Source organism: Bernardetia sp. Wsw4-3y2 (assembly GCF_037126295.1).
Lineage (GTDB): Bacteria > Bacteroidota > Bacteroidia > Cytophagales > Bernardetiaceae > Bernardetia.
Genome location: NZ_CP147017.1, coordinates 4539727 through 4552886, shown reverse-complemented (window position 1 = coordinate 4552886; position 13160 = coordinate 4539727). Strand labels below are relative to the sequence as shown.

The window sequence follows — 13160 nt, the reverse complement described above, 5'->3', positions numbered from 1 at the left end:
TTAGATAAATTAAGTATGACGTAGATTTATCATTATTCAAAAACTCATTTTTTATATTCAAATTCTTCATTAAATAAGGAGGTATACAATCGCAAAAACATATAGAAGAGGTGGCAGACGACCTATCAGAAGAGAGGAAGATCCTCATCGTATAAATCGTCGTATCAGAGCAAAAGAAATTCGTATCGTAGGCGACGATGTGGAAAATGGAATTTATTCTACTGCTGATGCTTTAGAAATCGCTCAAAAACTGGGGCTTGATTTAGTAGAAATCGCTCCCAACGGTACACCACCTGTTTGTAAGATTATCGATTATTCGAAATTCAAATACGAACAGAAAAAGAAACAAAAAGAACTAAAAGCCAATGCTCATAAAGTAGTGGTGAAAGAAATTCGTTTTGGCCCTAATACCAACGAACACGATTTAGACTTCAAAACAAAACATGCTCAAAAGTTTCTTGAAGAAGGAAACAAAGTAAAAGCGTATGTTCAATTTGCAGGACGAACAATTGTCTTTAAAGATAGAGGAAGAGAAATATTAGACCGTTTTGCAGAATCATTAGAAGAATATGGTAAACCAGAAGGATATCCAAAAATGGAAGGTAAGCGTATGATTATTATGTTTACACCAAAAAATGTCCCTAAGCCTAAGAAAAAAGCAACAGATTCTTCTAAAAGTGAAAAACCAAAATCTAGCACTCCTTCTGTAAAAAGTAAGGACACAGAAACAAAAGATTCAGACAATAATAGTTCTGAAAATAAAGATTCTAAAAAAGAAGACAAAGCTTCTGTAAAAAAAGCTCCTATATCTAAAAAACCTTCTACCAAAAAAGATACGAATGAGGAAGAAGAGTAAATAGGAACTCATGTAATTTTATTCGAAATAAAAAAGTAGCTAAATTATTTTTTAGCTACTTTTTTTATTGCTATTATGTTTTGTCCTAACATAGCATTATATAACCAATTTAGGGCAAATTTGTAGTGATGAGTATCAAACTCTTTTAACTAAAAATCGTATTTATTGTAGTATAACAGAATGTTATGAATAAGAACCCATAAAAAAGAAAAATCAGACAATCTAAAGACTGTCTGACTTATATTTAATTTATCTAAAAACCTGCAACATTATTGCAGAAATAGACAAGAAGTTTTTTCTAAACCAATTTCTCTAAAATTCTACTCATAGAGCATTCATGAAGTAGTTTTGCCTTTAGTTCTGAAATTGGAATACGAATTTGTTCCATTGTATCACGATAACGAAGTGTAACTGTATTGTCTTCCAACGTATCATGGTCGACAGTAACACAAAATGGAGTTCCGACAACATCCTGACGAGCATAACGCTTTCCGATAGAAGCACTTTCTTCATAGAAAGTTTCTAAATCTAATTTCAAATCATTTACAATTTCCATTGCTTTTTCTGGCAAACCGTCTTTCTTAGTAAGAGGAAAAACAGCTACTTTTGTTGGCGCAAGTGGAGCAGGGAAAGAAAGAACAATACGTTTTTCTACATTTCCTTTATCGTTTGTAGATTCAATTTCTTGATATGCATTACTCATCACAGACAAAAACAGACGATCAAGACCAATAGACGTTTCGATAACATAAGGAATATAATTTTCCTTTGCTTGTGCATCATGAAAACGCAATTTTTTCTTAGAAAACTCTTCGTGTTGCTTTAAATCAAAGTCTGTACGAGAATGAATTCCTTCCATTTCTTTCCAACCAATTGGATAATTGAATTCTATATCTTCAGCTGCATCAGCATAATGAGCAAGTTTGTCGTGAACATGAAAACGAAGTTTGTCGGCAGGCGTTCCGATAGCTAAATGCCATTTATGACGGTTTTCTTTCCATTTTTCAAACCATTCTTTTTGTGTCCCTGGTTTAATAAAAAATTGCATTTCCATTTGTGTAAACTCACGCATACGCATGATAAACTGACGAGCTACAATTTCATTTCTAAATGCTTTTCCAACTTGTGCAATGCCAAATGGAGGCTGCAAACGGCTAGTTTTCTGAACATTTAAATAATTTACAAAAATACCTTGTGCTGTTTCTGGACGCAAATAAACTTCACTTGCTTCATTATCCACAGAGCCAATTTTGGTAGAAAACATCAAATTAAACTGACGTACTTCTGTCCAGTTTGCAGTTCCTGAAATCTCACAAACAATATTTTCTTCAATAATCAAATTACGAACCCCTTCTAAATCTTCTTTCTTCAAAAGGTCATTCATTTTATCTACTAAAGTAGTTGCTTTTTCTTTATCGCCTTCTTTTTCGTATTGTTCTGCTCTGTTTTCAATAATTTGGTCAGCACGATAACGCTTTTGAGAATCTTTGTTATCAATCATTGGGTCATTAAAACCTTCAATGTGTCCAGATGCTTGCCACGTCGTTGGGTGCATAAAAATAGCTGCATCAATCCCAACAATATTATCATTTAAACGTGTCATTGCCAACCACCAAGCCTGTTGAAGATTGTTGCGAAGCGCAGAACCATTTTGTCCGTAATCATAAACGGCTTGTAAACCATCATAGATTTCAGACGATTGAAATACAAAACCGTATTCTTTACAATGTGAAATTATTTTTTGAAAAACCTCATTTTCAGGGCTTCCTTTTTGTTTTTTATTTTTTTTTGCTGTGCTTTCCATGAAAGTCTTTTTAATATATGATTTGATAATTTTTTTTGATAGAATAAGCAAAGATAAGAATTCTATATGAAATGATTTTGGTAAAAGACATTAGTTCTTAAAACATGTCAAAAATATAAGAAAATAAAATTTTTAGTTTTCTTTTTATAATTTTACCTTTCACAAAACAACTCTATTTCAAGAATAGCTATATTCAAACTTTTACAACCAAAAAAACTCAAATTTTATCATAATGAAATATTTCTTTCTATTCCTTTTATCTAGTATTATTCTATTTTCTTGTCAAAACAAATCTGAAAACTCTACCCACTCCACAACTAAGCAAAAAGTAGATTTGATTGTCTACAATGCTCAAGTTTATACAGTGGATCAAACAACTCCAAAAGCTCAAGCATTTGCTGTAAAAGATGGAAAATTTATTGAAGTAGGAACAAATGAAGAAATTCAAAATAAATTTGAATCAACAGAAAAAGTAGATGCACAAGGCAAAACTATTTTACCTGGTTTAATCGATGCACATTGTCATTTTTATAATTTAGGAATGAAACTACAACAAGTAGATTTAGTAGGAACAACAAGCTATCAAGAGGTTTTGGATAGAATTGTTGCTTTTCAAAAAGAAAAAAATGCTCCTTTTATTGTTGGTAGAGGTTGGGATCAAAATGATTGGGAAGAAAAAGAATTTCCTACTAATAAAGAACTAACAGAGCTTTTTCCAGATACTCCTGTGGCTATCACACGCATAGATGGACACGCCATGATTGCAAATCAAAAGGCACTTGAACTCGCAAAAATCACTACTTCAACAAAAGTAGAAGGAGGAGAAATCATTCAAAAAAATGGTAAACTTACTGGTATTTTGGTAGATAATCCTATGGAACTAGTAAGAGAAGTAATTCCACAACCTAGCCGTCAATCACAAATAGAAGCTCTTTTGGAAGCTCAAAAAATCAATTTTAGTTATGGATTGACAACATTAGATGATGCAGGACTTTCTCCAGATATTATTTCTCTTATTGACAGTCTTCAAAAGACAAACCAACTTCAAATGAGAATGTATATCATGGTAAGTAACCGTCCTGAATATGTAGAAGAGTACCTCAAAAAAGGAACTTACAAAACCGAAAAACTCAATGTTTCTTCATTCAAAGTCTATGCAGATGGTGCTTTGGGTTCAAGAGGAGCAGCTTTGAAAGAACCTTATTCAGACAAAGAAAATCATCATGGTGCAATGCTTATTGGTTATGAAGACTTACAAACACTTGCAAAAAAACTGGCTAATTCTGATTTTCAGATGAATACACATGCTATCGGAGATTCTGCAAATGCTGTGATTATTCGCACTTATTATGATGCTTTGAAAGGACAAAAAGACCGTAGATGGAGAATAGAACACGCACAAGTAGTTGCTCCAGAAGAGTTTGAAATGTTAGATGATAACTTAATGATGAGTGTGCAGCCTACTCACGCCACAAGTGATATGTATTGGGCAGAAGACCGTTTGGGAGAAGAGCGCATAAAAGGAGCTTATGCTTACAAGCAACTTCTTGAAAAAACAGGAAAAGTAGCTTTAGGAACGGATTATCCCGTCGAACAAGTGAATCCATTTCATACATTTTATGCAGCAGTAGCACGTAAAGACTTAAAAAATTATCCTGATGGAGGTTTTCAAAAGCAAAATGCACTCACAAGAGAAGAAACGCTCAAAGGAATGACAATTTGGGCAGCATATAGCAATTTTGAAGAAAACGAAAAAGGAAGCATTTCGGCAGGAAAATATGCTGATTTTGTTATCTTAGACCAAGATATTATGACTGTAGAAGAAGATGCAATTCCAAATACAAAGGCAGTTTCTACCTATTTGGGGGGCTTGAAGGTTTATGGAGAGTAGATGCTAAAACTTATACTACTAGATATAAGTTAGACCATTAAAAAAAGGACAGAAGTAATTAATTTAGAGACATAAACCTAGAAAACTCTATTTCGTTACCTGTCCTTTTTTAAAGGAATTTATACTTTTAGGTAATAGAGAATACAGTTACAAAGTATAGTTTAACTATTGAAGTGAATAGTTTAAAAACACCCAAATTTTTTTTTTAAATTAGAATAATTTTGAAACTTGTATCGTATTTTTGCGTTAGTTATTGTAACTTTCATTTTAATTTGAAAGTTTTGAAACTAAGATTATTACTTGCTCTTTTTAATCAAGAGCAATATACATATAAAATATAACCAGTCGTGAAAAATCATTTAGCTATTTCCAAAATACTTTCTATTACAGATACAACTACATTTTTTGATACCAATAAAGAGAATGAAGGAGAAATTAAATTAAATTCTTTTCAATTTATCAAAAAAATGTGGTGTGCTGCCATTGCTCAAAACTTAGCTGTTTCATTATGGAGAGAACCCAATACAGATAATTTGCAGTTAGTTATAGATTTATCTCAAAAAACAAGGTTAGTGGAAGCCGATTTAGAAGATTTAGGAACAGGCTTTTTGATGCATAAGTTTGAAAAGGAATTTGATACTCATAAAGGAAAAAACAACTCAAAGGCTTATTTTTTAGAAGCACATCTCTATTTTGATTCTTCAAATGATTTTATTGTAGAAAATATCCCTTCTAAAGACAAAAAGAAATTTGAAAAATTAAATCAAACTAAAAAAGATTTTTTTCAGAAATTAAAGCAATTACAAAACAAAAAAGATTGTAAAACGCCTTATTTTTATCCACAAAGTATTCCAGCAGCAACTACAAAAGAAATATATGAAAAAGCTGTCGATAAAGCGATAAAAGCAATGCAAAATGATGAGTTTCAAAAAGTAGTTATTTCACGCAATAAATTTATTGATTTAGATAAAAATGGAAAAAATACGTTTGATGCTTTGGAAGCCTATCATAAATTAGAGCAGACTTACAAAACTGCTTTTGTGTCTTTGGTTTCGATTCCTCTTGTTGGTACATGGATGTGTGCAACGCCTGAGCTTTTGGTCAGTCAAGATAAAAATGGAATTTTTAGAACCATGGCATTGGCAGGAACACAGTCAGGAAAAGAAGTAAAAGAACTCAAAAATGCACTTTGGAGACAAAAAGAAATTGAAGAACAGGCTTTAGTCAGTCGTTATATTATAAATTGTTTTAAGAAAATTCGTTTGAGAGAATACGAAGAAATTGGTCCTAAAACGGTAAGGGCTGGAAACCTTTTGCATTTGAGAACGGAGTTTTTAGTCGATACAAAACAAGAGCGTTTCCCACAACTGGCAACGGTTATGTTAGAACTTTTACATCCAACTTCGGCAGTTTGTGGAATGCCAAAAGAAATTACGACACAGTTTATTTTGGAAAATGAAGGCTATAATAGAGGTTTTTATGCAGGATATTTAGGTGGAATTAATTTCAAAAATGGAAGTAGTCTTTATGTTCATCTTCGCTGTATGCAACTTTTAGAAAATCAAGCTATTTTGTATGCAGGAGGTGGAATTACGGCAGATTCGGATACTGACAAAGAATGGCTAGAAACCGAGATGAAATGTCAAACGATAGAAAGTGTGGTTTTTGAGTAATTTAGTTTACTTCTGTGTCTGTAAAAGTTTTTTTAATGTGTAACCTTACAGCATTTTATTTAAACAAAAAAACTTAATAGTAGTTGATTATAACAGTATTAAACTATAAATATGTTAAATACTCATTTTTTAAACTCAATATTCAGTCACATTTTTTAAACTCTCAATTTTTATGATTTCGATTAACTCATTATCAACAAACAAAAAAGAATCCCTAGAAAAGTTTGCCAAGTCAGGCTATTTTATGAAAGGAGTTGTTTATCTCCTGATTGGTGTACTTGCTACAATGACAGCCTTTGGTTTGGGAGGACAAGTAAGTGGTAAAACTGGTATTTTTCAATTTATTTTACAACAACCTTTCGGACGTATTTTATTAGGTATTGTTGCTGTTGGTCTTTTTGGTTATACAGCATGGCGATGGACACAGGCTTTTATCAATCCCGAGAATGATCAAAATGACACACAAAATAAATTTCGTCGCATAGGATTTTTTATTAGTGGTCTTTCTTATGGTACATTTGCTACTTTTGCAGCGAAAATGGCAATTAAAGGAGGAAGTTCTTCATCAGGTGGTGGTGGACGTACTACAGCTATCGCCAAAATTCTTGAAGTTCCTGCTGGTGAAGTGATTATTGGTATTTTAGCTCTTTTTATTATTGGAAAAGGAGTTTATGATATTTGGAAAGGATTTTCGAATAAACACATGAAAAAAGTAAGTGATTTAGGATTCAAAACAAAAGAAGTAGTCAGAAAAGCTGGGCAAGTAGGTTATATTTCAAGAGGAATTGTTTTATTAGTTGCTGGTTATATTACAGCACGTGCTGCTATTGAATCTAATGCGAGTAAAGCAGGTGGAACAGAAGGAGCATTCGAATTTATGTTTTCTTCCACTAGTGCTTGGCTAGTTGGGTTAGTAGCTCTTGGCTTGGCTCTCTATGGTCTTTTTATGATGATTAAAGCTAAAGAATTTTATATTCAGTAATAAATCTAAAAAATTTAATTGTACATAAAAACCTCAAATTATTCTAACATAATTTGAGGTTTTTTGTGTTTACTCAACTATAAAATTAGCTTTACCAATTTTAGAATCTGTCTTTTCAACTAGTTTCTATAAATCGTATTCTATTTTAACATTTACAATTCCATCACGAATAAAGTCTAATTCTCTTGCTCCTCTGCTAGTTACATCAATAATTCTACCTGTTACAAAAGGACCTCTATCATTTATTTTGACTCTTATTTTTTTTCCATTTTTAAGATTTGTAACAGTTACCATTGTACCAAAAGGAAGTGTTTTGTGTGCTGCTGTCAATAAATTTTGTCTAAATGTTTCGCCACTTGCAGTAGGTCTTCCTTCATACTTATCAGCATAATAAGATGCAATTCCTTCTTCTGTATACTCTCCTCCATTTGTAGAATCATCTTCTACAGGTGCAAATAATTCGTCACAAGAGGAAAGCGAAAAAATTAGAAACATAGAAAAGAAGAGAACGTTTGCTTTGACTTTCAAAATATTTTTAAATTTTATCGTAGGATTCATATTGTATAATATTGTTAGTGAATAAGTTAGGTTTTACAAAACCAGTAAAGAGTAAAAAATAGTATTTATTTTATATCTTTTATAATAGATTTTACAAAAGCCTTACCAAAAACAACACTATCAACAAGTTGGATATAATTTTTATTTGATTTAAGCAATTAGACAAAATAAAACATATCTAAAAAAGATTTAGAAAATGAAAATTTACAACTCTCAAAACTCCTTTCAGATGGCAGATAGATTTGCCTAATCTAATAAATAATTTTGCTCAGTCACTTATTCAAAAAACTAACTTATATTTGATTAAAAATTAGAATATCATTTTACAATTATTTTTTCAAATAAATTTTAGAAAGATTAGTATTTTGATTAATTTGAATGGATAAAAATTTGATTCTATTTTCATTGTAACTATTTTAAAGTATAAAAAAATACCAATTTTGACTATGACCAACAATAAAAAAATAACTATAAATAATTCACTTTTTTTGAAAGCTAATTTCATTTTACTTTTACTTATCGGAATATGCTTTTCTAGCTCAGCACAGATACAAGTCATTGATCACACCGAAATTACAACAAAGTCAGAAGAAGGCTCTGATTTTTCAGATTACACGGCTGTGCCTTTAGGAGAAAATGGTTTATTAGTTTCTCTAACTCATTATGTAAAAGGACAAAAAGAAATTTTAATAGCTAAATATGATACTACTTTTCAAAATATTTGGGAACAAAAACATGTGGTAAAAGGAGAAGATAAAATTGTTCATTATGTTGTTGCAGATAGTTTTATTTATTATTTGGTAGATAAACAACGTTATGATTATGAAATATTAAAAATAAACTTGCATAGTGGGATAATGAAAATTATTACTTATGAGAAAATATTAAAAGCTACTTATACAGAAATATGTGCAGCAGGAAATATAATTCTTTTGGGAGGAGAAGCAGAGAATAATCCAGTAGTTTTACATCTAAATATTAAAACAGGCAGACAGCAAATTTTACCTTCTTTAGTTCAGAAAAGCACTTACTTGGCAAATCTAAGTATAGATATTGAAAATGATGTAATTTTGGCTATTGTGGCAGGTAAATATAGTTCATATAAATATTCATTCTTTTATTTCTACAGTCTGGATGCTCAATTACGTTATAATGTAACTATTCCAGATAATAAAGAATATGATTTACAAACTTTTCGTCCTTTGATTACAGCAACAGATGAAATAATAGTATTTGGAACATACTCTTCTCCAAAATGGAAACGCTCACAAGGAATTTATAGTTTGAAGATAAAGGATAAAAAAGAAGACGGTTTTAGATTTTATGATTTTTCTTATTTGAATAATTTTTTTAATAATTTGAATGAGAAAAAGCGTGAAAAAATGGCTGTTAAAGTTAAAAGAGCAAGAAAAAAAGACTCTCCTGTACGCTACTCAAATGATTACTTCGTAAGTCCATTACGAATAGAAAAAGACCGAATTTATTTATCATTGGAAGGATATAACCCCGTTTATCAAAACGGAAACAATGTAGCTAACAATATGATAGGAAATCCTTATTTTGGTTCTGGAAACTCTCGGGTTTATAATAACAGAGGAGGGAACAGAAGTATGTGGCAAAATGGAGGAAATCCAAATCCAAATGTGACAGTGAGCTATAAATATGAACAAGGCATCGTTTGTAGTTTTGATAAAGAAGGAAAACTACTTTGGGATAACCAATTTGACTTTGATGAGTTTGAGTCACAAAAAATATTTCCTTTTTTCTCTTATAGCGTCAGAAATGATACATTAGCACTTTTTAGACTAGATGAAGAAGAATTATTTTACAAACAAACTGTAAAAAGTAAAGAGCAAGAATTAATCTCTGAATATGAAGTTCCAAGAAGAGATAGTTTGGATAATATAGTCAATCGTTCTGATGAAATTTTGATGCACTGGTACGATGACAATTATTTGGTATCAGGTTATCAAATTGTCAGAAATCAACTTTCTAGTCCTGCTCGTAGAAAAGTTTTTTATTTTACTCGTTTGCGTTATCCTTTTTCGGCTGTTGAGGTCGATAAAAAGGAAGAGAAAGAAGAGAAGTAATTTTTACTGACACAAGATTCTATCTTGTTTCTATTTATTCTGTCAATATATACTAACAAACTGAAAGTTAGTAAAGCTAAAAAGAGCATTCAAGTAAAATGCTTGAACAAGATATATTTTGGTATAAGTTTGATATAAACAAAAAAATAACGCTATGAATTTTCTTCATAGCGTTATTTTTATATAGATATTTCTTTATTCAATTAATGAACAACAAATAATTGCATAGCCATAAATACAGCAGCTCCAGCAACGTATCCAATAAGTGAAAGCCAAGCAATTTTTCTAAGATACCACATAAAGTTAATATGCTCCATTCCCATGGCAGCTACACCAGCAGCAGAACCGATAATAAGTGTACTTCCACCTGTTCCTGCACAGTAAGCAATAAACTCCCAAAACACATGGTCTGGAGGATATACACTCAAATCATACATACCCATAGAGGCAGCTACTAATGGTACATTATCTACAATCGCAGACATAAGTCCTAAAAGAAGACCGATAATATAAACGCCTCCCTCTCCTGTGAAAGTCGCATCTAAAAAGACAGCTAGTTTATTAAGTGTTCCCATAGACTGCAAACAACCTACGGCAAGCAAAATACCAAAGAAGAATAGTACACTAGGAACATCTACACGCTCTAAAATCGCTACAACAGAAAGTTTACCGTGTGCTCCATCTTCTGCTTTTTTGCGATTATGAAGTATTTCAGTAACCAGCCATACAATTCCTAAACTAAATGACATTCCCATAAAAGGAGGTAAATGTGTAATTGTTTTGAAGATAGGAACAAATAAAAGTCCTGCAAGACCAATTCCGAATACTAGGTTTCTATCAGCCTCTCTTACTTGAATAGGAGCATGTCCTCCATGTCCTCCAGAGTCTAAAGTGCCTTTTTTGTCTGGTTTCAAATCTCCCTTTAACATGAAAGTAATAACTGTAAGAGGAGCAAGTAAACATACAATACTAGGCAACATCAATTTTGTAATAATATTTACTGTTGTTACTTGTCCACCAATCCAAAGCATAGTAGTTGTAACATCACCAATAGGCGACCACGCACCACCAGCATTGGCAGCAATAACTACCATACTTACATATATCAAACGATCATTTTTGTCTGTAACCAATTTGCGAAGCATCGAAACCATTACAATAGTTGTTGCAAGATTGTCTAATGCTGCTGATAAGAAAAATGTTACCCAACTAATAATCCAAATAAGTTTTCTTTTATCTTGTGTGGTTATTCTTTTTGTAATTACTTCAAAGCCTTGATGAGCATCAATTACTTCAACAATCGTCATGGCACAAAGCAAAAAGAATAGAATCTGGGAGGTTTCGGCAAGATGTGTAAGAAGTCCTTGTTCATGTCCATGAACAATTTTATGAATCATATCTTCATCGTGAGGTAGTATTCCTTCTGAAACGATATAGACTGTCCAACACAGAACAGCAATTAGAAGCGCAGGCGCAGCTTTATCAACTTTAATATTATGTTCAAGGGCAATAGCCATGTAGCCCAAAACAAAAATTATAATAACGACAATCTCGTAAGACATAGATTTAAAAGTGGTTAGAAAATAGCCAAAAAGGATATAGATTATAGAATTAAGACAGATTACTTTTCTATCTTATTCTAATTTGCAGTTTATATTTATAATTAAAATAATTGATTTAGATGCTGCTTCTCAAATCTTAAAAGCTAAAATTAATCTAAAATAAAATTCGAATAATAATAATGTATAAATAATTTGGTTCAGAAATGCCTACATAATAAAGCAGGCTTAATAAACCTAGTGCAAAGTTAAGTTTCTAAAGTTAGGAAACAAGAAAAAATATAAAAGAATAGACAAACTTAATTAGAATTTAAAGCAAACGAGTTGTTTCTACTTTAAAAATCTGTCTTATAGTTTTATTTCATTCTATCTCCAAACTGTTACTACTACTTTTCGATCTTTTTGTTCTCCAACTCCTCTAGCTGTATCATCATTGCGAGCAAAAAATTCTCCGTGTGATTTGCGTAAAATTTTTTCATATTTTACACCAAACATCTGCAAAGCATAGCCCACCTGACTGATTCTATCTTTAGAGAGTTCTAAATTTACTTGCTCAGAACCTTTTGCATCTGTATAGCCCTCTACTAAAGCAGCCTTCCAACGTCTAGCACCAATAAAGTTTCGTAATTTAGCTTCTTCTTCTGAACTTAATTGACTTTGGTTAGCATCAAAATACAACGTAATTTGAGATTTTCTATTTGGGTGATGATGTTGCAAATTTATTCCTTCTTTTCCTTTAGGCACGCCATAAAATACTCTAAAAGTACGCACCTCACCCTTTCTTAACGTTTTTGTATTCCATCTCAAAAGAATTGCACTGTCATCTGTATAGTTTCCCACTTTTTGCTGTTCAAGTTGCAAAACATTTGTTAGATATGCCCATTGCCCTACATAAGCCAAGTCTGGACCAATTACATTTTTATGTTTAGTGACTAACTGTGCCTGCAAGCCACCATTAAAAAATGCAAAATGTAAAGGCATGTTTGCACTTTCAAACTTTACATCCATCCCAATATGCGAACCATCAGCCGAAAGTTTACAAATATCATCAGCATCAATCATAGGGTCTAACAAAAGTGTAAACTCTATGTCTCTTGGAGCATCAGATTGATTTTCTATTTCATATTCTATTTTATAATAATTTCCTTTAGACGTATTTTCTAAATCTTCTAAATCTGCATCAACAGGCACTAAAGTTTGGGTTATCAATAGATTATCATAGGTATAAATTACTTTTGAAGTAAACGTCATATCAGAATTTTCTTCCACTTCTGAAATAAGAACACCTTTTAATGCCTTCGTTTGAGAAAGCTCTGGGTTATTAGATGCATATTTTCCACTTGATTGTAAAACAAAATGAGAGGTAGAAAAAGAATAAGGATAACCAAATAAAATACTTTTATCGCCATAACCTATGGTAAAACGTCCGTCTATAAGTTGGTCATCTAACGGACGAGAAATCGACGAGAAAATACTTTTAGGTAAAAAACTAGTAGGAAGATAGCTAACTTTATTTTTTACAATATCCTTTGCATAAGGAATACCTTTCCAATTTTCATATAGAGTTGAAAAAGAGTGTTCAACTATCTTATTTATTGGGGAAAAGAAGGATGAAAACACCAACATTAGACAAATTGAAGCTAAGACTACTGTTTTTTTATTGTTTTTATAAAATTCTTTTTTTTTAGTTCTTTTTTTGCTCAATGGGAAATTTAGTAGTATTTTTCTATTCATTTTGATAAAAATA

9 protein-coding genes are annotated in these 13160 nt (G+C 31.6%); 5 read left to right on the top strand and 4 right to left on the bottom strand.

Going from position 1 to position 13160, the window contains the following annotated elements:
• Positions 1 to 73 precede the first annotated feature (73 nt).
• Positions 74 to 856: a translation initiation factor IF-3 gene (gene infC / locus V9L05_RS19075; RefSeq protein WP_338815427.1), complete on the top strand. Its 783-nt coding sequence runs from the start codon at positions 74 to 76 to the stop codon at positions 854 to 856.
• Positions 857 to 1154: 298 nt separating this feature from the next.
• Here infC and V9L05_RS19070 read toward each other — a convergent pair whose 3' ends face one another.
• The gene (locus V9L05_RS19070; RefSeq protein WP_338813490.1) at positions 1155 to 2660 is read right to left on the bottom strand and encodes a glycine--tRNA ligase; all 1506 of its coding nucleotides are present in this window, start codon (positions 2658 to 2660) and stop codon (positions 1155 to 1157) included.
• Between the two features lie 232 nt (positions 2661 to 2892).
• Between V9L05_RS19070 and V9L05_RS19065 the strand changes: the two genes are divergently transcribed.
• From V9L05_RS19065 to V9L05_RS19055, 3 genes are all read left to right on the top strand, one after another.
• Positions 2893 to 4551 (top strand): amidohydrolase, encoded by a 1659-nt coding sequence (locus V9L05_RS19065; protein ID WP_338813489.1) that lies wholly within the window; start codon positions 2893 to 2895, stop codon positions 4549 to 4551.
• Positions 4552 to 4898: 347 nt separating this feature from the next.
• Positions 4899 to 6224, top strand: coding sequence for a chorismate-binding protein (locus tag V9L05_RS19060; RefSeq protein WP_338813488.1), 1326 nt, complete (start codon positions 4899 to 4901; stop codon positions 6222 to 6224).
• A gap of 172 nt (positions 6225 to 6396) precedes the next feature.
• Positions 6397 to 7206, top strand: a complete 810-nt coding sequence (locus tag V9L05_RS19055) for a DUF1206 domain-containing protein (RefSeq protein ID WP_338813487.1) — start codon at positions 6397 to 6399, stop codon at positions 7204 to 7206.
• Positions 7207 to 7332: 126 nt separating this feature from the next.
• Here V9L05_RS19055 and V9L05_RS19050 read toward each other — a convergent pair whose 3' ends face one another.
• Positions 7333 to 7764 carry a septal ring lytic transglycosylase RlpA family protein gene (locus V9L05_RS19050; protein ID WP_338813486.1) on the bottom strand — a complete coding sequence of 144 codons (432 nt, stop codon included), beginning with the start codon at positions 7762 to 7764 and terminating at the stop codon, positions 7333 to 7335.
• Between the two features lie 446 nt (positions 7765 to 8210).
• On the opposite strand from V9L05_RS19050, the gene V9L05_RS19045 reads away from it, so the two are divergent.
• Positions 8211 to 9854, top strand: a complete 1644-nt coding sequence (locus tag V9L05_RS19045; protein ID WP_338813484.1) for a hypothetical protein — start codon at positions 8211 to 8213, stop codon at positions 9852 to 9854.
• Positions 9855 to 10057: 203 nt separating this feature from the next.
• Here the strand turns inward: V9L05_RS19045 and nhaD are convergent, their stop codons facing one another.
• Together nhaD and V9L05_RS19035 are read right to left on the bottom strand one after the other, a co-directional pair.
• Positions 10058 to 11416 carry a sodium:proton antiporter NhaD gene (gene nhaD, locus V9L05_RS19040; RefSeq protein ID WP_338813482.1) on the bottom strand — a complete coding sequence of 453 codons (1359 nt, stop codon included), beginning with the start codon at positions 11414 to 11416 and terminating at the stop codon, positions 10058 to 10060.
• Positions 11417 to 11779: 363 nt separating this feature from the next.
• Entirely contained in the window at positions 11780 to 13147 is a 1368-nt protein-coding gene (locus V9L05_RS19035; protein ID WP_338813481.1) for an OmpA family protein, read from the bottom strand.
• Positions 13148 to 13160 lie beyond the last annotated feature (13 nt).